Origin of the sequence: Vibrio porteresiae DSM 19223, assembly GCF_024347055.1 — a bacterium.
Taxonomy (GTDB): domain Bacteria; phylum Pseudomonadota; class Gammaproteobacteria; order Enterobacterales; family Vibrionaceae; genus Vibrio; species Vibrio porteresiae.
Map to the genome: position 1 here is coordinate 1,537,117 of NZ_AP024895.1, position 23,114 is coordinate 1,560,230.

Consider the following 23,114-nt stretch of genomic DNA (forward strand, 5'->3'; position numbering starts at 1 on the left):
CGTTGAATAAATATCGTGCATATTTGCATGGATTTTTATACTATCCCGATTCTCAATTGTGCAATAGCAGAAACATTTATATGCAACTATCTCTAAAACAGAAATTGATCGGAGTTAGTCTTTCCGCTGTATTTTTGGTGGCTGGTATTTTGACATGGTTGTCAATCTCTCACATCAATAAGCAGACGATGCACGACCTTCAATTGCGGGCTACAACCGTAGTTGATAGGTTTGCGAAAGGGATATCCGATTGGGCCGATCAACGTCGCCAAGTCACCTTAACCGTCAATGATTATATTCAACAACCAAACCTTTCTTCTTATCTAGCCCAAGCATCTAAGGGCGGCAACATTTTCGAGGTTTATTACGGTACTGAGCAGGGAGAGATGATTCGCTCTGTTCCTAAGCCGATGCCAGAGGGATACGATCCTCGAGCTCGTGGTTGGTATAAAGATGCTCATGCTGCTAATACACAGATCATCACTGCGGCATACCGAGGTTCTAGCAGCCAGAAGATGATGATTACGATTGCTCAACCAGTTTACCAAAATGGTCAATTTACCGGTGTGGTTGGCTCTGATGTGTTAATCGATCAAATGGTTGACGACATTGTTAATGTGGATGCAGGTAAGAATACGCAAGCGTTATTAATCGATGCGCGTGATGGTATATTGCTTGCTCACAAGAATGCCGACCTGCGCCTTAAGTCCACGGATAAAATTGACCCTCAGTTAACTCTCAGCACGATTTCCAATGCAGCTCAGCAACATAAGATGTTATCAATCGATGTTGATGGCGCGAGTAAGTTTTTCTTTTTCAAAAAGATTGAAAATACCCCATGGATTTTCGGCTTAGAGTTGGATGAAAAAACAGAGTTTAGTGCGCAAAGTTCGTTAGTGACTTCTTTAGTGATTGCAGTTGTCATTCTTACGATTTTTGCTGTCATTGTAGTTTCTTGGCTCGTAAGTTTCTTGACCGCAGACTTAGTGCGCGTTTCTGATGCTCTGGGTGAAATCGCCTCTGGAGAAGGGGACTTAACCCAACGCCTAGAGCCTCGTAGCGACGATGAAGTCGGTAAGCTTGCGGCGAACTTCAATATCTTTGTTGGCAATATGCACGCCATGGTCACTCAGTTGAGCAAGATCTCGTCAGCACTGAATACTGAAGCGAAGACAACAGCCAGCCATGCCAAAGAGCGCAACTCTCGTATTCGTGTTCAGCAAGATGAAATCAATATGGTGGCAACAGCAATCAATGAGATGGCTGCTGCGACCCAAGAGATTGCAGGCAACGCAGATAATACGGCAAGCCATGCTTCTGAAGTGGTTATGGCATCGGTCGATGGCGCTGCGCAAGTGGCTCAAAGTCAACAATCTATTGATAAATTGGCGAAAGAGGTACAAAACGCGACGGTTGTTATCCAAGAGCTTGAAGCGCATGCTGCAAACATCAGTACGATTTTGTCGACGATTCAAGGCATTTCTGAGCAAACCAACTTGCTTGCGCTTAACGCAGCGATTGAAGCGGCGCGAGCTGGCGAGCAAGGGCGTGGTTTTGCTGTGGTTGCCGATGAAGTTCGCGTTCTCAGTCAGCGTACTAATGCGTCGACTCAAGAGATACAAACCATGATTGATACCCTGCAGAGCACGACAGCAAAAGCGGTTACCATGATGAAAGCCAGTGGTGATCTGTCGGCGACTTCTGTCGAAGATGCGATTTCTGCGGCAGCGAGCTTGACTCAGATTCAGCATGCGGTTGAGAGCATTAGCGATATGGCGACTCAAATAGCCTCTGCGGCAGAGGAGCAAGCTCTGGTGACCTCTGAAATCACCCGCAACACGGAAGGAATTCGTAATGTGTCTAATGAATTAGCGGAAGATGCCCACGAAGCACAAGCACAAGCTGCTTCTCTATCGGATCTCTCCCATCAATTAGACAACGAGATTAAACGCTTTAAACTTTAATCTTGATAGTCAATTTATCCATCGCATTGCAAAGACCAGCTTCGGCTGGTCTTTTTTTATCTCTGTGTTGTATCGCTGTGATACAAGTGCAGTGCTTGTGGTCCATAAGACGATTAATGAATGGCAACAGATGTGTATAGTTCATTAATATCATAAGGTTATATTAATTTAGGTGTCATAAGTTTGTCGTGCAAACGTCAAATATAAGGCGAAATAGGGCATAAAATAATTAGAGTAAATAACCTAGAGTAATAAAAAATCAACTGGTTATAAAATCTATTAAATTGCCTGTACAAAGTATGAAATTAGGCTACCATCAGCCTCACTCACTACTTTTGGCTATAATTTCGTCTTTTTATGAAACTATCATTAAAACAAAAATTGATACTTGCTAGCTTCGCTGCTGTGGTGTTAATGGCAGTAGCCTTAACTTGGCTTGCAGCGTCACAACTTAAGCAAGAAACACAAAGCAATGTGCAACTTAGAGCGCAAGGTATCGCAGCAACTGCGACGAAAGGCATCTCTGACTGGATCGGTCAAAACGCGTATATCGTGGCTGCAGCAGAAGAGAACGTAAATGACGCACAATGGCTTACCTTTTTAAAACAAACTCGTAAAGCGGGTGGTTTTGATGATGTCTACTTTGGCACCGTCGATGGTGAAATGCGCCGTTCTTTGCAAGAGCGTAATAAAGCCGGTTATGACCCACGTACTCGTGGTTGGTATCAAGACGCACAACGAGCTGGCAAACAGATCATTACCGAAGCTTATAAAGATGCAATCACTGGCGCTTTGATGGTGACCATCGCTGAGCCAATTACTGTCAATGGTCAGTTTAAAGGCGTACTGGGTGCGGACGTTCTGATCGATCAATTGGTTAGCAACGTTATCAACATCAAAGCAGGTAACCACGCTCAAGCCATGTTGATTGATGGAACCAACGGCACGTTGCTGGCGCACACCGATAAAAACCTCCTGTTAAAAGCGACCACCGACTTTGATGCATCATTGACCATGAACCGCATTAACCAGGCGATCAGCACGAATGATTTGATGCCATTTGAAATCAATGGTTCAGACAAGCTGGTTTACTTTACTCACGTTAATGGTACACCTTGGATTATGGCTGTCGCCCTTGACCGAGAAAGTGAATATGCCGCCTACGACAGCATGCTAACGCGTCTAGTGTTAGTGGCGCTGTTGATTACCCTCATCGTGATTGTTGCCGTTTACTCACTGGTCAACGTGCTGACGAAAGATTTGATTCGCGTCTCTAAAGCACTGGAAGAGATCGCTTCTGGTGATGGCGACTTAACTCAACGCCTAGAACCTCGTAGCGATGATGAAGTGGGGCGTTTGGCGAAGAACTTCAACGTGTTTGTGAGTAACATGCACAGTATGATGACCACGCTAAGTGACATCTCAAGTTCTCTGACTACCCAAGCTCGTGGCACTGCGCAGCATGCAGAAGAGCGCAGCGCACGCATTCGTGTGCAGCAAGATGAGATCAATATGGTCGCAACGGCAATTAACGAAATGGCCGCAGCAACCAAAGAGATCGCTGGCAACGCGGACCATACCGCAAGCAGTGCGAATGAGGCCGTTGGCGCAGCAGTGCATGGCACAACGCAAGTGACACAAACGCAAACTTCAATTGCCAACTTGGCCGATGAGGTTGTGGTCGCCACTGGTGTTATCGAAGATCTGCAAAATCATGCTTCAAGCATCAGCACCATTTTGTCTACGATTCAAGACATTGCCGAGCAGACCAACTTACTTGCATTGAACGCAGCGATTGAAGCTGCGCGTGCCGGTGAACAAGGTCGTGGTTTTGCGGTGGTGGCAGATGAAGTGCGTATCTTAAGTCAACGTACTCATCAGTCGACGAAAGAGATTCAAAGTATGATTGAAACCCTTCAATCAACCACCAATAAAGCAGTGGGCATCATGACGGACAGTCGCAAACTGTCTGACACTTCTGTCGATGATGCAACGGAAGCTTCTGCCAGCTTAACCCAAATTCAAAAAGCGGTTGAGATGATCAGCGACATGGCAACCCAAATTGCCTCAGCAGCAGAAGAGCAAGCGTCAGTAACATCGGAGATTACGCGCAATACGGAAGGTATCCGTGATGTGTCTGACGAGCTGGCGAACGATGCGCATGAAGCAGCAAAACAGGCGACTGGTCTTTCAGATTTGTCCCATCAACTGCACGAACAAATCCGCCGTTTTAAAATCTAACTCATTTGAAACGCTAGCTTATTGTTACTTAGATCTCTAGATTAAAACCAAAGCCGCTCATTTATCACGAGCGGCTTTATGTTATGGGGCCTGCAGTGATTACCTGCTCAGAGCCAGTAGCTTTGCACCGTATCTTGAGCTGCAAAATGGTGGGCAATCTGCGCCTGGAAAAGCTCTGCTGTCGCAATCGCATCAGTTAACGCGTGATGAGGTGTGTAGGGCGGTAAATTGTAGCGTTGACGTGATTGACCAAGGCGCACCGATTGGGGCTTTTTGCCTTTAAACCAGTTCCATAGACCACCATTGTCACGCCGTTGAATCACTTGTTCGAGTGTCATGGTATCGATGACGGGAAACTCAATCCCTTCATCAATACGACGTCGCAACGCTTTGTCCAACATCTCCCGTTCAATTTTTCGATAGTGCACCACCATGACTTTACCCGCCATCAAGGTGAGCACATCTTCGATGATTTCCGAGAGATCGGGGGCATCCATAATGTCACTATGGGTGATGCCATGAATGATCACCGAATCTTCGTTGAGCTTCTGCCTTGGACGTACCGTCCAATGGCGAGCACGATTAAGATAAATGCGGTTTAGCGTAAAAGGCACCGCGCCGATAGTGATGATCTCGTCTTTGTCGATATTCAACCCGGTCGTTTCATAGTCGATAGCAAGAAACTCGATTTCCTCTAAGGGGGTATTTTTGTCCGGTAACTCTTTGGCATAAAACTCTTTGAGTAACGGATGCTTAGCCACTTTCAGTTTGGCTTGAAACTTATAGGGCCAGTCGATACTTGGCGTTTTAAAATTGGGTTTCATCGGCAGCCTTACTTAAGCGCATTGCCCGCTTGATAGCGAAACTTCAGGAAGTTTTGCGCGCTACTTAAAATCTGAAAAGCATCTTTTAAGTTACGGCGTTCAAAGTCAGAGAGGTTCTCTGGTTCGATATTGTTGTCCGGTTCTTGGTCTTGCTCAACATCAAAGGCTTGGTGGCGAATACGCACCATCGAGATAAATTCCAATGCATCGCGTAAATCTTCGCCGCGACCTTTAGGCAAAATACCTGCGGCAATAATATCATCGAGGCGTTCAAAGGAGTTCTTCGCCCGTGATCCAACCGCGAGCGCATGGACGCGAATCAGATCCGCCAGCGGCGCAGTTCCGCGGCGTTTAAGATTGATCGAATTATTATGACGACCATCTTTTTCCATCACGAAGCTTTTGAAAAAGCCCAGCGGTGGAGTGCGATTTAGGGCATTACGTGCCAAACAAGCAAGGAAGCGATTATTACGACGCGCTCGACGCACGATAAAGCCGTTAAGTTGCTCGGCCCATTTGAGTTTGCCCGCCACACCATCTAGGTCAAAAAAGATCGAGGCATTCAATAGCGCTTTAGGATTGGGATCATCAATCCAATCAGCAAAGCAGGCTTCCCATTCGCGACGAGTCATACGCCACATCGGGTTGGTCGCCATAATATCGCCGGTACAATAGGTGTAACCGCATTTATCCAGACCATCACAAATGAACTTGGCAAAGTCGGCAAAATACTGGCCATGCAGTTTTTCATCGTAGGTATCATCAAGGATGATCGCATTATCTTGGTCGGTGACGACGAGCTGTTCATCACGCCCCATCGAACCTAAAGCGAGGAAGCAATAGGGAATAGGGGCGGGGCCTAAATTTTCTTCTGCTAACTCGATAATGCGCTGTTTGAAGCTTCGTCCAATGGTCGACATTGCGGTGCCAACCATGTGGCTATTGGCATCTTCGTTAACCATACGCACAAAGCTACTTTTTACTTGAGCGGCGACTTGGGCCAAATCGTCAATGTTGTGCTGTTGGAAAATACTGCTTACTAACAGCAGCGAGTTTTGCGATTCGTAACGAACGATATCGGTTATTTCAATAATGCCGATAGGGTTGCGTTCTTTAAGAATCGGCAAGTGGTGCACGTTATAACGCAGCATGGTCAGCATGGCTTCGTATACATAGGCGTTATGGTCCAGTGAGATCACTTCTGAGGTCATCACTTCGCTGACACACTCATCATGATTGATCCCTGCGACCAAAACCCGACGACACAAGTCGCGATCGGTAATGATACCGATGATTGGCGATGCTTCATCTTCGTTATCGTCCATGATATCTGGGTCGATAATCAGCACGGAAGAGATGTTCTCTTCCGCCATCTTGATGGCCGTTTCTTGAATGGTCGCATTTTTATAAACAAATGGGGCAGCACCAGTGAGCAAGGTTTTGGCTTTTACAGTGGTGAGGTCATTCTCTTCGCTTTTGCTTGAGATGGCGTGGCGCAACCTAGCGTGATTATCGACTTCAACAAAGTCAGCAAACACATCAAATTCATCGTAGAGTTTTTGAAACACGGCATTGGGAATGCAATACACCAAGGTGTCTTCTATCGCCGTGACGGGAAAGCGCACTTTATTGTTGGTGAGGAGTCCCATCTGACCAAAAATGTCGCCTTCGGTCATACGGTTATAGAGTTCTCCTTTACGGCGATAGAGTTCAACTACGCCACTACGGATCACATAGAGATCTTCAATGTAGTCGCCGAAATGGATGATCGGAGTATCTTGGCGATAGTAGGCTATCTCGATATTCTGGGCGACTTCTTCGAGCGTTTCTTCGGGAAGTTCGTTAAAAGGGGGGTATTGGCTGAGAAAGTTTTTGATTTCTAGCAGCTCGGCTTCCATCGATGGCTCCTTTCGTTACGTCTTACAGGTAATTCCTGTATAGGCTTGGCGGTATTAGCGAATAGGTATACTACACTAATTTTAGCCAAAACGCAGAAACCAGCAGTGTTTGTGCTTGGAAAATAAGCAAAAAGCTGGCAAAGCCAGCTTTTTGTGATTTATCAAAGTCGTGCGCAGGTGATTAAAGAACCGCAGCAATACCTTGGCAAAGTGGTAGCATGTTTGCTTTGGTCATACCAGCAACGCTGATACGGCCAGAGCCAACGATGTAAATACCAAATTCTGCTTTCAAACGTTGTACTTGCTCTTTGTTCAAACCTGAGAATGAGAACATACCGTTTTGACGTTCGATAAAGCTAAAGTCAGCGGTAACACCTTGTTCTTTCAGAGTGTTCACAAATAGGCTACGCATTTCGTGAATACGTTCGCGCATTTCAGCCACTTCTTGTTCCCATTCAGCACGAAGCGCAACATCGTTAAGAATATGGGTAACGACTGCAGCACCGTGAGCAGGTGGGTTAGAGTAGATAGAACGAATAATTGCTTTTGCTTGTGAAAACGCTTGTGCTGCGGTGTCGGCATTTTTCGCCACGAGCGTAAATGCGCCCACACGTTCGTTGTACAAACCGAAGTTTTTCGAGAACGAACTTGCTACTAAAATTTCTGGGTTGTATTGAGTAAACAGGCGAAGGCCTGCTGCATCTTCTTCAACACCTTTAGCAAAGCCTTGGTAAGCGAAGTCGAACAGTGGTAACAAACCTTTTGCTGCGATAAGTTTAGCTAGGGTTTCCCACTCTTCGATGGTTGGATCGATACCAGTTGGGTTATGACAGCAGCCGTGCAATAGCACGACGTCACCCGCTTGGGCTTGTTCAAGGTCTGCCAGCATTGCTGGAAAATCTTTTGCTTTGGTTTGTGCGTTGTAATAGGTGTATTCAGCGATTTCTAATCCAGCACTCTTAAACACAGAATGGTGGTTGGCCCAAGTTGGGTTGCTGATCCAAATTTTCACATCGCCCAGTTGGCGTTTAATGAATTCACCAGCGATACGTAGCGCGCCAGTACCACCAGGTGCTTGAGCGGTTTTTGCTAGGTGTTCAGTAACGATCGCTGAGTCTGCACCAAACAGCAGTTTTTGCACCGCTAGACCGTAATCAGCCATCCCTTCAATGCTTAGATAAGATTTGGTTTTTTCGTTATCTAACAGGGCAGCTTCTGCCTTCTTCACTGTCGCTAAAACAGGAGTTTCACCCGCTTCGTTCTTATAGATACCTGCGCCCAGGTTAATTTTGTCTGCACGAGGGTCTTTTTTGAACTCTTCAGTCAAACCAAGAATTGGGTCTGCCGGAGCCGCGACAATTTTTTCAAACATAATGGTCATCCATGTGTGGTTAAAAGGAAATGAGGTCGATTTCCCTATTTATACCTTCACCCTGTTTCGCTGACAACAGGACATAACATAAAAATTCAAAATAATTTCGCTTTCCTCTACTACGTTTTGAACAGTGCGCTTTTGTTATGCAGAAAAACTGCATTTACAACGGACTTATAGCGTATTGCTCTTAAGCAACAGACAAAGAAAAAGGGCTATCTAGCGATAGCCCTTGGCGATGTATTCCGCAGATGCCAACCGTAATGGTTATGCAAATGTGATTAGAAGTTTGCGCTACGTGGAGTACGTGGGAATGGGATCACGTCACGAACGTTGCCCATACCAGTTACGTAAGAGACGAGACGTTCGAAACCAAGACCAAAACCAGCGTGTGGTACAGTGCCGTAACGACGTAGGTCACGGTACCAACCCATGCTTTCAGGTTCGATACCCATTTCGATCATACGAGCATCAAGTACATCTAGACGTTCTTCACGTTGAGAACCACCGATGATTTCACCGATGCCAGGGGCAAGAACGTCCATTGCTGCAACCGTTTTGCCATCTTCGTTCAGACGCATGTAGAACGCTTTGATGTCTTTAGGGTAGTTCTTCACGATAACTGGAGCTTGGAAGTGTTGCTCCGCCAAGAAACGTTCGTGTTCAGAAGCAAGGTCGATACCCCATTCAACTGGGAATTCGAACTCGTGACCTGATTTGATAAGGATATCCACTGCATCAGTGTAATCCACTTGAGCAAAGTCAGATGTCACGAATTTTTCTAGACGAGTAATCACGTCTTTGTCGATGCGAGATGCGAAGAACTCTAGGTCGTCACGACGCTCTTCAAGTACCGCTTTGAACACGTATTTCAACATGTCTTCAGCCAGTTTTGCTACGTCATCTAGTTCAGCAAATGCCACTTCTGGTTCAACCATCCAGAATTCCGCTAGGTGACGGCTAGTGTTCGAGTTTTCAGCACGGAATGTTGGGCCGAAAGTATACACTTTAGACAGCGCACAAGCATAAGCTTCAGCGTTTAGCTGGCCTGAAACGGTTAGGAAAGTTTCTTTACCGAAGAAGTCTTCGTTGAAGTCCACTTTACCTTCTTCTGTGCGAGGTAGGTTTTCCATGTCTAAAGTAGACACGCGGAACATTTCGCCAGCACCTTCTGCGTCAGCAGCAGTGATCAGTGGAGCCGATACCCAGTTGAAACCCTGTTCGTGGTAAAAACGGTGGATTGCTTGAGAAAGGCAGTTACGAACACGAGCTACAGCGCCAATCACGTTAGTACGTGGGCGTAGGTGAGCGACTTCGCGAAGGTATTCGATAGAGTGACGAGTTTTCGCCATTGGGTAAGTTTCTGCGTCTTCTACCCAACCTACTACTTTTACATTAGTAGCAGCAAGTTCGAAATCTTGACCTGATGCTGGAGACTCAACAACAGTACCGGTCACTTCTACTGAACAACCAGTGGTCAACTTAAGGACTTCTTCGTCGTAATTATTCAGATTATTTGGGACCACGGCCTGGATCGGGTTGAAACAAGAGCCGTCATAAATGGCAAGGAAAGAGATTCCAGCTTTGGAATCACGACGTGTGCGAACCCAGCCGCGTACAGTGACTTCACTGTCTACTGCGAGCTTGCCGCCAAGAACGTCTTTTACAGGCGCGTAAGTCATGTTTAGTTATGTCTCCATAGAAGTAAAAATTCAACACGATGCCGCCTTGCTCGCTGCGAGCAAAAAATAACCGAAACATCGGGTTGTAGAGAATTTTACAGATTCAACGGAACATATTACCTGTCAATTCGCGCGCATCAACCTTTAATGTGTCTAAAGTGAACATTATTTATGCGAATAGACCAGTTTCTTGGTAAAAATCCATTTTTTCTGATGTGGAAACCCAGAATCACTGCATTTGCGACGGACAAAAGCTGCGTTTAGTGGTGATGGACAAAATATTTGTGCCTCATATCTAATTTTTCGCTTATGGCAAAAGTCACATTTATTTCGTAAATGAATGTAATGCGTTGTAATCGCATTAGGTTTTGCTGACAACGCTATTAAGCCACCTAAGTGGTTGCTCAGTGCCCAATCGCCATCCTGTCTATACTACAACTCAGGTTTTTCTGTTTGCATGGCTTTTGAAAAAACATGGGGTTAGACAGTATGAAAGGTTCAAAACTGCGTTTAGGCCTTGGATTGCATATGGCAGCGCTGATGATGGCAGGCGGTGTTTTACTGCATGCCCCGACAGCAGAAGCTAAGTTCATTGCGGTTAGTGTGAGTGCGGAAGATAACTTTCGAAACATTCTAAGCTCTCATATTGAAGCTGCAGTGGATGCGCGTAATGACCAAGTGTACATCGATTCGGCTGAAGACGATTTCGACTTACAACTTCAGCAAGTGAAGAATTACATTGCTGCTGGCGCGGATGCCATCATCATTTTCGCTACAGGCACGACAGAGAAAAATCGCCAACTTTTTGAATTTGCTAAGCAAGTTCCACTGGTTTTTATTAACACTGAACCTGTAGAAGACATGAGCACTATGCCGGCAAATACGGTGTATGTTGGCTCCAACGAGCTGGAATCTGGCACGTTAGAAATGGAAGAGTTGGCAAGACTTGCCAACTATAAGGGTAACGTGGCGTTACTGCAGGGTGACCCAACCCATAAGGCCGCCGTTTTGCGCACCAAAGACGTTGAAGATGTGGTCGCTAAATACCCCAATATGAAGATTGTGGTTAAGGAAACGGGACACTGGGCGCGTAATGAAGCCTACAAGATAGTCTCTGACTGGCTGAAAAAAGGCACCAGTTTTGACATTTTGGCTGCGAACAACGATGAGATGGCCATTGGCAGCATCATGGCGATGCGAGATTCGGGTAAAGATCCTAAGAAATTTCTGGTGGGTGGGGTTGATGCTACTCGCGATGCGCTTTTAGAGATGTCGAAAGGGGATCTCGCGGTGACGGTATTACAAGATGCGGAAAATCAAGGCAAAGATGCGGTGGATATCGCGTACAAGTTGATTAACCGCCAGAAAGTGAAGAACCCACACTGGGTGCCATTTCGCTTAGTCACTAAAGAGAACTACCGACAATTGATCAAAGAGTAAGTTGGGAAGTTGCCCGCACAAAAATGACTTTGGAGTAACAGGTTATGTCTTTAGTTTCTCGAATTATTGGTGGTTTCTCTATCTTAATCATCTTTTTGTTGGTGTTGGTAGGGGTGAGCTACTTTTCCGTCAACAAGATTGATACGGACATTTCAGAGGTGACCCGTGTCACCTTGCCGTTGTCTAAATCGGTGACCTTATTAAAAACCGATGTACTACAACAAAATAACTACGTGGTGAGTGTGTTTACCGTAGAAAGTGCAGCTCAAATCGACGCTCTTCAGGCGAGTTTTAACAAGCTAAATGAGAGTATCGATAACACGCTGAGTACCATTGGTCAGTCGTCTTTGAACCGCGATGGCGCTTTTTCAGAAGACATCAGTCAGATCAGTCAACTACGTACCAGTTATGCTGCCGCTGCGAAAGCATTAATGGACATTCGCCGCGCCAGTTTGGCCAACGACAAACAAATTGATGCTGATTTAAAAGTGATGAGTAATACTGAGCGTCGTCTCACTTATTACCTCAATAAGTACACATCCGACCGTTACTCCGATCCGCAATTCAAACTCACTATGGTCGGGATGGAGCGTGAAACTAAGCGGGTATTGACTGGGTTTAACGCGTATTTGGTCGGGCGAGATTTTAATGATCTCACCAAACGTCTCGATGGGATGGATGTGGTGATCAAAAACCGTTTTAACGATATCAATAATTACGATACCGATATTGGTAAGGTGTTTAGCTTGATGATCAATCCCTTACTGGATGAGATCAAAAAACCTGATGGTTTGTATGCCTTGTACAAAAAGCGTCATGATTTAAAAAGCCAAACCGATAAAAACATGAATATTATTCGTGATACGACGGCCGCCATGCAGGTCTCTGTCGATAAGTTTATTGAACAGGCTGATAACGTAGTGGCGCAAGCACGTGATAGCAGTTCTAAAAGCATCGGTTTGATTAAGCAGAGCATGGTCATCATTAGTGCGATAGCCTTGGTGATTGCCATCTTTGTGCCGACATGGATTGCCGGTTGGGTGAAGAAAGCCATCTACAACTTCAAACAGAGTTTGATGCAGATGACCAAAGGCGACCTAACAGTGCAATTTCAGCAATCGACCAAAGATGAGTTTGGTGAGTTGGGCAATTATCTCAATGGCTTGGCTAATAACCTACGTGATACCTTCAAAGGGCTTAGCCGCTCAGCCCAAGAGCTTTCGCAAGTGGCGGACAGTAACTCACTGATCAGTAACCAAACCACTTCAGCGGTATCTAGCCAACGTTCATTATTGGAATCAACCGCATCGGCGATGACCGAGATGGAAAGCTCGGTTGCCGAAGTGGCACAGCGTGCTCAAGATACCATGATGGCGGCAGAGCAAGCACATGACCAGACCCAAGAAGTGGGCAAGAGTATCAAACAAGCGATTGATAATATTCGCGAACAAGCTCAGCAAATTGAGAAAACTTCAAAAACAGCGCTAGAGCTTAACGAATATGGGGTGAAGATCGACAGTATCATCGAAACCATTCAAGACATTGCAGAACAAACCAACCTATTAGCATTGAACGCGGCAATCGAAGCGGCTCGTGCTGGCGAACAGGGACGTGGGTTTGCGGTGGTGGCCGATGAAGTGCGTAACTTGGCCAGTCGAACCAAAAAATCCACCGAAGAGATCCAGAGCATGATTGAAATCATGCAAAAATTGATTCGCGCGGTGGTGGATGTCATTAATGTCAACGTGAGCAAGAATGATTCCAATATTGCCGTGGCAGAGCAAGCGGACAACGGGCTGGTTCAGATGAGTTCTTTGATTGGGCAGATCGTGGAAATGAACATGCAAATAGCGACGGCAACCGAAGAGCAAAGCTCAACAGCGAAAGAGATCAGCCAAAGTGTGGTGCATATCAGTGATTCGGCAGAAGAGACTGCACGCGGTGCAATCAGTAATGCTGAGTCGAGTGACACCTTGAAAGCGCAAGCCAGAACACAGCTGGGATTAATTGAGAAATTCCGCGTTTAGATATCATTGAGAGTACCCGTGTGAACAAAGGGAGCTAAATGAGCTCCCTTTTTGTTTCCCTTGTTCTTCTGTGTTAAATTATAAAAATCAAAAAGTTATAAGGATATAAAATGAAGCTTGAACACAGAGCCTTTCTTAATGAATATCTCGCGACCCTGACATTAAGTGAGCGAGAGGCCATTCCTAAAGTCGCTGCCGAATACTTTTGTGCCGATGAATACAATGCCAATGAGTGCGCGCGGCTAATCAATGCAGGCATTAAAACTGCCACGTGCAGTTTAAAACAGGGGTATGACGCCGAAAATGAACCACTACCTCAAGTTGGGCAACTGCTGGTGGTGCTGGATTGGCAACAAAATCCTATCTGTATCGTAGAAAACACCAAAGTGGCGGTGTGCGAATTCGGTGATGTAGACGCCGAGTTTGCTGCCAAGGAAGGGGAAGGGGATCGCACCTATGAGTGGTGGCGTAACGCTCATCTAAACTTCTTCCACAATTATGCTCAGGAACTGGGCTGTGAATTTAATGATCATTCGTACATAGTGCAAGAGTGGTTCCAAAAGGTTTATCCCCGTTAATGACTAAAGCCGCTAGGCGTCTTTCCCATCATAGAATTCTCTTCTTTTTCATGGAATATCATCGTTAAACCGAGATATTCCATCGACCACTGACACTTTCTTACTCTGCAATAAGCGCTGCTGAACTTGATTTTTTAACGCCATCGAACAGGGTTGATAGTGTGTTAATTCCCTTATTTAAAGTGTTATTTGATAGGTATCTCGGTATCTAACGATAAAGGTGTGAACAACACCAAATCAATCTATTTCCTTGTATACCATACGTTATGAGGTGAATACCCATGCTTTTTTAAGGTGAATTATTATGGCAATGATTCAGGAAGAATTGGCGTTAAATGGAGTGGGGAACGATGACATTGCATGCGCGTAACCAGCATACGCGTCTTTATCGTATTGCGAGATTGTTTGTTGTGTCATATGGGGTGCTGACGCTCTTAACTCTATTGCTCTACAAGCTGGTGGATTTACCTGGGTTAAAGGCTGTATTAGTTCAGGATAATGCTTTCTACAATGCGCTGGCTCAGGAGGATTTTGAGCATTGGAGTGATGATATTTCGCTGATTTATCTGGTGGCTAATCTATTAATGGGTACCTGTCTTGTGTTTGTCGCCTGGTATGTGGTTTCGCTAGCCATGCGTCGCGAAGCGGCTCAGTTAGATCTTGTCATGGAGCGGGAGAAGTTTCGTATCGTCGCCGATTTTACTTATGACTGGGAGTTTTGGATGGCTCCCTCGGGGGAATTCATCTATATGTCGCCAGCCTGTGAACGTATCACGGGCTATTCGATTGAGGAATTTACTCAAGATAGTCATTTACTTGAGCGTTTAATTCACCCTGATGATTACGACGAGGTGGTACGACACCTTGATAAAGAACATCGTGAGCAGGGGGTGCACAAAATTGATTTTCGTATTCGCACGGCCGATGGCGTTGAAAAATGGATTGCTCATACGTGCCAACCCGTATTTAGTGACGCTGGCCATTTCATCGGACGTCGAGCGAGTAATCGTGATATCACGGATCGAAAGCAGATGGAGTTAGCGTTAGAACAATCGGCCACTCACGATAGCCTTACCGGTTTGCCTAATCGAAAACTGCTTTACGAGCGGCTTGATCAACTCTTTATGCTGGTACAACGAGCAAAAACGCAGATGGCGATCCTCTTTATCGACCTAGACCATTTTAAAGAGATCAATGATGAACTTGGGCATACCGCGGGTAACTATGTACTGTTAGAGACCGCGGGGCGAATGAACCAACTGCTACGTCAAGGTGATACGTTGGCAAGGCTAGGTGGCGATGAATTTGTGGTGATATTGACTGATAGGAATACACCGCAGACCAGCCAAGAAATGGCTCATGGCCTATTGAAAGAGATTCACCGTGACATTGATATCCCGACTCAGGACAACACTATAGCGGTGCGTCGAGTGAGCGCCAGTATTGGCATTAGTTTCTATCCTGATAACGGCGAGTCGATAGATAGGTTAATTAATGCAGCTGATGAAGCCATGTATTTGGCGAAAGCCTCTGGGCGTAACCAAGTTCGTTTTGCTGCAGAGGTTGCCGACAATACGGTGCAAGACGGAGCGTTTAGTGAAGCCTAGTGCTTTGATCAGCGAGCTAAACGGTTTTTAGTTAAGCTGAGTCTTAAATCATGAAACTCAGGGGAATCCGCCAAAGTAGTCAGTCACATGATGAGGGCTCGATAGGGAGCCCATAGTATGTTAAGAGAGTAACGTATCGATTTTAGACAAATTAGCGATGGTGCTTTCAATGTGCTTGCGTAAATAATCGGACGCTTCGACATTCTTGCCCGCTTCCAGCAGATCCAACAAGTGCAGATGTTGGTGCACCTGTTCCAGATAGCGAGTACGATCTTTCATCGAACGATAGGAGAGCAAGCGACGTACGTTGTTGATTCTTAAAAGTGTATCAGAGAAAAATGGGTTGCCTGAAGCTTCCACAATCGCTTGGTGAAATTTAACGCCACGTTCATGTAACTGATCTGCCGTAAACGATTCAACATCCGCTTCTAGCATCTCCAATTCAATTTTGCGACATTGATCGATGGTCTTTTGAGCGAGATGATAGCTAGGCTCTAACAGAGCGGCGGGTTCAAGCGCCATACGTACTCGATAAGTTTGGATTAAACTCTCCGGCGTGGTCAGCATCGGGGAGAAAGTCCAGCCGTAGCCAGGCTTTTTAATGATCCAGCCTTCTTCAGCAATTCGTTTTAGTACGCTCTGTAATTGCACACTGGTTAAGTTGTAGCGCTGCTTTATCTGCTTTTCAGAAAACACATCATCCAGTTCACCTTTTAAGCGATCGTCTGCCATTTGGAAATAGACCGATTTGACGATGTCTTGTTCAACTAAGCCCATTTCATCGAGCATGTCATCTGTGGGCATATCGACGATTTTTGCTAAAAAGTAGCCGCGCATCGGCTGTTTTTCCAGAATGCCTTTTTCCGCTAATGTTTCAAAAGCTCGATTAATTGGGCTGCGCGATAAGGAGAGCTTATCAGCAAAATATTGCGCAGAGAGATGTGCCCCTATTGGAGTACGCTCTTGAGTTAGTAGATCGAGAATTTTGGCAGCGGTGGTGTGTTTTTTGGTCATTCGGACATAGATGCAATTACGACAGAGAAGGCTAAGAGTATCGCTTAATCTGCCATAAATTCAAGCTACTAATTATAGAATAAACCTATCGTTGGCATTGGATGTAAGGATGGTAATGACAGACACGTGCCGACAAAAAGTGAGATAGTCCCGCATAACTCAGGATTTAGAGAAGATGCGGGACTACTAGTCAGTGTGGCTAAGTTTGCGCTGCTAGCATATTAGGCTAAAAAAACCGACGATCGCCAAAACAAATGAGATCACCATGGCAAAGGTTGCCCATGCAAAGAGTTCAACAAACATTTTGCTTGGAGTGTAGGTTTGCTCAGCTTCTTTATTGGTGGCAATACCGGACATGATCAGTGCTCCAGTGGTTGATACTGGGCTAAGTCCAGACACTGTACCGCCCACTACCACCATAGCGACTAACTCGATAGCAGAGGCGTGTCCACCGAGTTGTTCAATGATGCCTTGGCATGTGGGTATGAGAGTTGGGAATACGACCCCAAGGCCAGAACTAAAGAAGGACATGATCGCCGATGTCATCACCATCACTGATGAGGCTGTTGTCGCAGTCATAATCGATGCTAACGATTGAGTAAGGATATCAAGCCCCCCAGATTTGAGCACGATGTGCATGAGTAGCCCAACGCCACTGACCAAAATCAGTACCGACCAAGGAATGTTTTTGATGGCTTGATTCTCGTTGCCAGAACCGAACGCGGAGAGCGCGGCACCAATGACAAAAGCAGTGAGTCCAACATTGAGTGAGAATCCCACGGCGCAAACGATCAGCAGTAGCAGTGCGCATAAAGATGTCCAGTGCACCCAAGTCATATGGGTATTCTCTACATAGTGATCGCTTGGCGCTGTGTCTTCTTCGGTTTTCCAGCCTTTGTACCAAATGTAGCAAGCGATAGCCAAGGCCACAGAAGTAAAGAATAAACTAAACCACACCGGAAACATTTGGTTTTCGATTTGTTGGCTGCTCATCAAATCTTTGACTAATACGCCTTCAGGGGTAATTTGGGTCATCCGCCCACCAAACACACCACATTGCCCAATAATGGCGAGCATAATGGGGTTAAGTTTCGCTTGGAAAGCAATGGGGATCGCGATAACTGGCACGATAGCTAATACGGGGATTGCACCCGGACCGACAGCGCACAAAATAAATCCCACCAAATACATGGCGACGGGCAATAACTTTTTATTGTGTACCACGTTAACGATCTTTTTCGAAATAATATCGAGTGTGCCATTGCCACTCATGATGCTAAATAAATAAGTGACTCCCAGCATGGTAATAAAGAGTTTAACGCTGAATCCAGATAGTATTTCCTTAGTTGGAATGTTATAAATGATGCTTAATATAAAAGCAAAAGCGATCATTAATATACCAACGTTAGTCTTTTTATAAAATCCGATAATAATCGAAAAACAAATCCCTAATATGGACATGACAGCTAAACTAGGCATGATAATTTCCCTATTATAATTCGCTGAAAATGATAGACGTAGGGCTGCCTACACTGGAGATCGTCTCCGCTTGACTTAATATGCCGAGCTGACGGTCAAAGTGATAGGCGATGATTTCATCGCTGTCTTCACAAGCGACATACAGCTTTTCACCTTGGCGATCAAAGGTCATAAAACGCGGTGTCTTGCCAGGAATCTGTAAAGAGTAACGATAGGTGATAAAGCCTGAATCGTTATCTACTTTGAAGACAGATAGCGCGTCATAAATTCGTGTTGATTCAATGACCCATTGGCCGGATTTATCGACCAAGATAGCACTCGATTGTCCTTCGCCTGTGTAGGTTTCTGGCATTACTGGAATGATTTGTTTCGCGGTTAATTTGCCAGATTTATCGTCAAAGTGGAAAAAGGTGATGGTATTGTCTTTTTCGTTCACTAGATAACAGAAGCGATTGTTAGGGTGAATCGCAATATGACGAGGTTCTGAATACTCTCTTGAACGGAAGTAATCTGCTTGGGTAAAACTGCCGTTATCATGATCGTATTTTAGAACGGTGATACCCGCATAGCCAATTTGACGGCCTTGCTGTGGAACAAACAAGTAGTTCTCTTTGTGATCCCAAATACATTGGTGGGCATGGGAAATGGTTTCATCTGTTTTGCCCGCGAAACGAAATTGAGATACGAGTTTACCCAACGAACCGTCTTGCTCACGTTCGACAACAAACACAGTTCCACCTTGGAGCGTTGCAATCACTAAACGTTGATTGAATTTTTCCGGCACAATATAAACTGGGTTTTGACCTTCTGGTAAGGTCACCGTATTGAGATGGGTTAAGGTGCCGTCAGTACGATCGATTTTATACGCAGAAACCTCACGTAAGTCACCATGGACGGTATAAACAAACTGTCTTTCTTTATCGAACGTTAAATAAGAAGGGTTATCCAGAATGTTAAGCGATTGACGTTCCTGCCAGCGATTCTCTTGGTCTATTGCAAAGAGCGTAATTCCTTTACCTCGCGCATTGCGATGTTTGGTAGTACGGGATCCAGTGTAGGCAATCGATGTAGTCATGTTATTATCCTTTTTGTAGAGATAAGTTTCTAAATTAATATAACCATGAGCATGAAATGTAATCTGGCTTTATATTTCCATTTTTACGGCTGTTAATTTAAAGATTAGTTATTGGATAAGTATTATTATTTTTAGTTGTTTTTAAATATAATGGTGTTAGTGAGGTTTAAAATCTCCTTGAATTAATTAGCTATTCTTTGTGATGATTTAAGATAGGGTGGATATCTTCTATTTTCTGATATCCATCCTATTTATCGTTTAATGTTTATTGAGTGGGTATTACTTTACACAGCCAAAGCGTTGCAAAATAAATTGGAATACCCCACCTTTACGTAGCAGCTCTGCCTCAAGTTGTGTCTCTACTGCTGCGGTTGCATGCAGCCGATCGATGGCACCATCTTTGCGTTTTACCGCAATAGTAATGCTCGCTTGAGGTGTCACATTTTCCGGTAAAGCGACAATTTCGATGGTATCGCCTGCTGTTAATCCCATGGTTTGCCACTGATATCGCGTAATCACTAGCGGCAAAATCCCCATACCAATTAGGTTGGAACGGTGGATACGTTCGTAACTTACGGCGATCACCGCGTGAACATTAAGTAATTGCTGACCTTTCGCTGCCCAATCGCGTGATGAGCCCATACCATAACGTTCGCCGCCGACAATCACCGTTGGCTGGTGGTTGTCTCGGTATTTTTGCGCCACAGACCAAATGGGCTCGATGGTGTTGGTTGGAATATGCAGCGTATGACCTACGGGCGCTTCAGGGCAGAGCTTATTTTTCAAACTTTTGTTATAAAACGCACCACGCATCATCACTTCCCAGTTACCACGTCGGGAGGCAAACACATTCAAATCGTTGCGATCTTCTCCGCGTGCCACCAAATAATCGGCGATGAAACTGTCTGGCGGAATGGCACTCGCAGGTGATATGTGGTCAGTAGTGACGTCATCACCTAATGACAAAAGTGGGTAGGCCGTATAGTGGCCGAGCAATGAGCCTGCGGAACTGTCGACAAACAGGGGGCGACGCAGCGTATTGGATGCTGGGTCCCATGGGAAGAGTGGTGAATCTTCCACCTCAAGAGCTTGCCACAATAAGTTATTACTGGCCTTGGCAAAATCACGGGCAAAGTCATCAGCGTTGAGCGCTTTTTGGGTGAATTCAGTGATTTCTTGGCGAGTTGGCCAGATATCTTTCAAGAAGACGTCGTTACCTTGTGAATCGGTAAAGAGGGGGTCGTTGGCTAAGTTAACCTTGGCATCTCCTGCGATTGCAAAAGCGACCACCAAGGCTGGAGACATCAAAAATCCCAGCTCAAGATCTGGGTGAATACGACCAGGGAAGTTACGGTTACCCGAAACAGCCGCGACGGGTTTGCATTGCTTGGCTTTTTGAGCATCAGCAATCACTTTAGGCATCGGTCCTGGGTTACCGATACAGGTCGTACAGCCAAATCCCACAATGCCAAAGCCCAAGGATTCAAGTTCAGACAGCAACCCTGCGCGTTTTAAGTAGCTGGCGGCTGCGGGTGACCCCGGGGCCAGGGATGTTTTTACCCAGCTTGGCACTTGCATACCGTACTTATTGGCGTTACGAGCGAGTAAACCCGCCGCGATCAATTGCTGTGGGCTTGAGGTATTAGTACAGCTAGTAATTGCAGCAAAGGTAATTGGGAAAGAGGGCAGCAGATCGTGTTGGAATTCTGGTGCCTTTTCTTTCTCGGTCAAGATCTGAGGAATATCACCAAAGTGAATTAAATCTTGCGGACGTCTTGGGCCTGCCGCTTGCAGCTGAATTGCGCTCAAATCGATCTCAATTTGGCGAGTATAGCTTGGTTCTTGCGCGGCATCGAACCATAGACCATTAAGTTGGCTGTAGGCTTGCACCAGTTCAACACTGCTCTTCTCACGACCAGTGCGGTGTAAGTAAGCGAGGGTTTGATCGTCAATGGCAAAGTATCCCGTGGTTGCACCGTATTCTGGTGCCATATTGGCGACAACACTACGGTCATCCGCGGTTAGCGTTGAAACGCCAGGGCCATAAAATTCAACAAATTCACCAGTGACACCTAATTTACGTAATTCATGGGTCACTTTTAGGGCTAGGTCGGTTGCTTGAGCCATAGGATCCAATTCACCTACCAATTTCACACCCACGACATCAGGAATGCGGAGCATGGTTGGTACACCAAACATCACGCTTTGCGCTTCAAGGCCGCCAACACCCCAACCAAGGACACCGATACCATTAATCATCGGAGTATGGCTATCTGTTCCGAGCATCATGTCAGGAACCACCCATTGTTGACCCTCTTTTTCTTCCGTTTTCACAACTGTGGCGAGTTGCTCTAAGTTGATGGTGTGCATAATCCCTGTACCTGGAGGATTGATATGCACGTTTTCAAAGGCTTGGCTTGCCCAACGTAGGAACTGATAACGTTCACGGTTACGCTTCATTTCTAAAGCGAGGTTTTTGCTGATCGCGTTTTCTTCGGCAAAATATTCAACCGCGAGTGAGTGGTCGACGGATACATCCACTTGCAGCAAGGGGTTGAGGATGGTGGGATCGATATCTTGTTCAGCCAGAGAATCACGCATCGCCGCCATATCGACGAGCGCCGGTGTGCTGGTAGTGTCGTGCATCAATACACGGCCTGGTTGGAATGGGATCTCTTTATCGCTAGAGCGATTATCAAGCCATGACAAGACGGATTGAATAGTGTTATCACGTTCTGCACCCTGCAAATGGCGTGCAGCATTTTCTAGTAATAGACGCATCACATAAGGTAGTTGAGTGAGTTTATTACCGCAAATCTGGTGTAGATCGATGTAATGAAATTCTTGGTTGTGCCAAGAAAAAGGTTTAATAAAGTCAGTGGTGACGAAAGACATTGCTGTTACCCCAAAGCGTTTGTTTTTATTGGTTATCGTTGATTTATAATTGCGTTAGCGGGCATTCCTTTGTCCACGTTCTGAATATTGTTGAACGCGAAATCAATGCGTCGTTGCCAGTTATCAATCGATGTTCCTGCAACGTGTGGCGTTAAAATCACGTTGTCGAGAGAGCGCAATTCATCGTCACTTGGCAGAGGTTCTGTGTGAAAGGCATCTAAGCCTGCGCCGCCAATAGTGCGGTTTTTCAGAGCGTTAGTTAGAGCTTCCTGATTCACAATTGGACCGCGTGCGGTATTGATCAGAAGGGCTGTTGGTTTCATCAGTGCAAATTGTTTTTCACCAATCATATTGCGCGTGGCTTCAAAAAGAGGAATGTGCAGGGTAATGATGTCAGAGCTTACTAATAGCTCATCAAGTGGTAACCACTTAGTATTGAGCTCGGTTTCGATACGTTCATCGACCGGACCACGGTCGGTATAAACCACGTCACCACCGAACGCTTTGACAATACGAGCAACGCGTTGGCCGATATTACCAAAACCGATAATGCCGACCCGTTTACTGCAAAGCTCTCCCAGTTCAAGTGCATATTTGTGACCTAGCCATTCACCATTCACCATGCTGTTATGATGAATAGGTAGTTTTTTGAGCAAACTTAACATCATTAAAATGGTGTGTTCTGCAACGGTCGGTGCATTCACACTACCGTTATTTGCAACAGGAATATCGAGTTGTTTGAAGCGGTTAAGGTCGAGCAAGTCTGCTCCTGCACTGAGCAATTGCACAAAACGTAATGATCCCGCTTTATCAAAATCCTCAAACGGAACACTGTAGTTTACTAGGTATTCAGCCCCATCAATCATGGCTCGGCGCTCATCAACTGGCGTGTCATTGGTACACACGTGTAATTCAAAACCAGCCGGTGTTCTGTCTTTGATGCGATCAACGATCAGGTCAGGAATACTTTTGCTTCCTTTGTACATCAGGACAATCTTTTTATTCGTTACCATAAATG

15 protein-coding genes are annotated in these 23,114 nt (G+C 45.5%); 6 read left to right on the plus strand and 9 right to left on the minus strand.

The genetic code is table 11. The annotated features are described in order from the left end of the window. Positions 1–80 precede the first annotated feature (80 nt). A complete protein-coding gene (locus OCV11_RS07085) occupies positions 81–1,964 on the plus strand; it encodes a methyl-accepting chemotaxis protein (RefSeq protein ID WP_261895936.1) in 1,884 nt (627 codons plus the stop codon). 357 nt (positions 1,965–2,321) lie between these two features. Beyond that, on the plus strand, positions 2,322–4,205 hold the full coding sequence (locus tag OCV11_RS07090) for a methyl-accepting chemotaxis protein (RefSeq protein ID WP_261895938.1): 1,884 nt from the start codon (positions 2,322–2,324) through the stop codon (positions 4,203–4,205). A 107-nt stretch (positions 4,206–4,312) separates the two neighbouring features. Here the strand turns inward: OCV11_RS07090 and OCV11_RS07095 are convergent, their stop codons facing one another. From OCV11_RS07095 to asnS, 4 genes are all read right to left on the minus strand, one after another. Continuing rightward, positions 4,313–5,029 carry a 3'-5' exonuclease gene (locus tag OCV11_RS07095; protein ID WP_261895939.1) on the minus strand — a complete coding sequence of 239 codons (717 nt, stop codon included), beginning with the start codon at positions 5,027–5,029 and terminating at the stop codon, positions 4,313–4,315. 8 nt (positions 5,030–5,037) lie between these two features. Next, entirely contained in the window at positions 5,038–6,927 is a 1,890-nt protein-coding gene (locus OCV11_RS07100) for a DUF294 nucleotidyltransferase-like domain-containing protein (protein WP_261895940.1), read from the minus strand. 181 nt (positions 6,928–7,108) lie between these two features. After that, positions 7,109–8,299 carry an amino acid aminotransferase gene (locus tag OCV11_RS07105; protein WP_261895942.1) on the minus strand — a complete coding sequence of 397 codons (1,191 nt, stop codon included), beginning with the start codon at positions 8,297–8,299 and terminating at the stop codon, positions 7,109–7,111. 281 nt (positions 8,300–8,580) lie between these two features. Next, positions 8,581–9,981, minus strand: coding sequence for an asparagine--tRNA ligase (gene asnS, locus OCV11_RS07110; protein WP_261895943.1), 1,401 nt, complete (start codon positions 9,979–9,981; stop codon positions 8,581–8,583). Between the two features lie 489 nt (positions 9,982–10,470). Here asnS and OCV11_RS07115 point away from each other — a divergent pair, with 489 nt between their 5' ends. The 4 genes from OCV11_RS07115 to OCV11_RS07130 all read left to right on the plus strand — a co-directional run bounded on the left by OCV11_RS07115 (position 10,471) and on the right by OCV11_RS07130 (position 15,633). After that, positions 10,471–11,421 (plus strand): substrate-binding domain-containing protein, encoded by a 951-nt coding sequence (locus OCV11_RS07115; protein WP_261895944.1) that lies wholly within the window; start codon positions 10,471–10,473, stop codon positions 11,419–11,421. 44 nt (positions 11,422–11,465) lie between these two features. Further along, a complete protein-coding gene (locus tag OCV11_RS07120) occupies positions 11,466–13,448 on the plus strand; it encodes a HAMP domain-containing methyl-accepting chemotaxis protein (protein WP_261895945.1) in 1,983 nt (660 codons plus the stop codon). A 110-nt stretch (positions 13,449–13,558) separates the two neighbouring features. Further along, complete coding sequence (locus OCV11_RS07125) at positions 13,559–14,026, plus strand: ASCH domain-containing protein (RefSeq protein WP_261895946.1); 468 nt, start codon at positions 13,559–13,561, stop codon at positions 14,024–14,026. Positions 14,027–14,376: 350 nt separating this feature from the next. Continuing rightward, complete coding sequence (locus OCV11_RS07130) at positions 14,377–15,633, plus strand: sensor domain-containing diguanylate cyclase (RefSeq protein ID WP_261895947.1); 1,257 nt, start codon at positions 14,377–14,379, stop codon at positions 15,631–15,633. Positions 15,634–15,753: 120 nt separating this feature from the next. Here the strand turns inward: OCV11_RS07130 and OCV11_RS07135 are convergent, their stop codons facing one another. The 5 genes from OCV11_RS07135 to OCV11_RS07155 all read right to left on the minus strand — a co-directional run bounded on the left by OCV11_RS07135 (position 15,754) and on the right by OCV11_RS07155 (position 23,109). After that, on the minus strand, positions 15,754–16,647 hold the full coding sequence (locus OCV11_RS07135) for a GntR family transcriptional regulator (RefSeq protein ID WP_261895948.1): 894 nt from the start codon (positions 16,645–16,647) through the stop codon (positions 15,754–15,756). Between the two features lie 213 nt (positions 16,648–16,860). Next, on the minus strand, positions 16,861–18,126 hold the full coding sequence (locus tag OCV11_RS07140) for an SLC13 family permease (RefSeq protein WP_261895949.1): 1,266 nt from the start codon (positions 18,124–18,126) through the stop codon (positions 16,861–16,863). 13 nt (positions 18,127–18,139) lie between these two features. Then, positions 18,140–19,201: a lactonase family protein gene (locus tag OCV11_RS07145; RefSeq protein WP_261895950.1), complete on the minus strand. Its 1,062-nt coding sequence runs from the start codon at positions 19,199–19,201 to the stop codon at positions 18,140–18,142. A gap of 279 nt (positions 19,202–19,480) precedes the next feature. Beyond that, complete coding sequence (gene acnA / locus OCV11_RS07150; protein WP_261895951.1) at positions 19,481–22,096, minus strand: aconitate hydratase AcnA; 2,616 nt, start codon at positions 22,094–22,096, stop codon at positions 19,481–19,483. Between the two features lie 32 nt (positions 22,097–22,128). Continuing rightward, positions 22,129–23,109 carry an NAD(P)-dependent oxidoreductase gene (locus OCV11_RS07155; RefSeq protein ID WP_261895952.1) on the minus strand — a complete coding sequence of 327 codons (981 nt, stop codon included), beginning with the start codon at positions 23,107–23,109 and terminating at the stop codon, positions 22,129–22,131. Between the last annotated feature and the right edge of the window lie 5 nt (positions 23,110–23,114).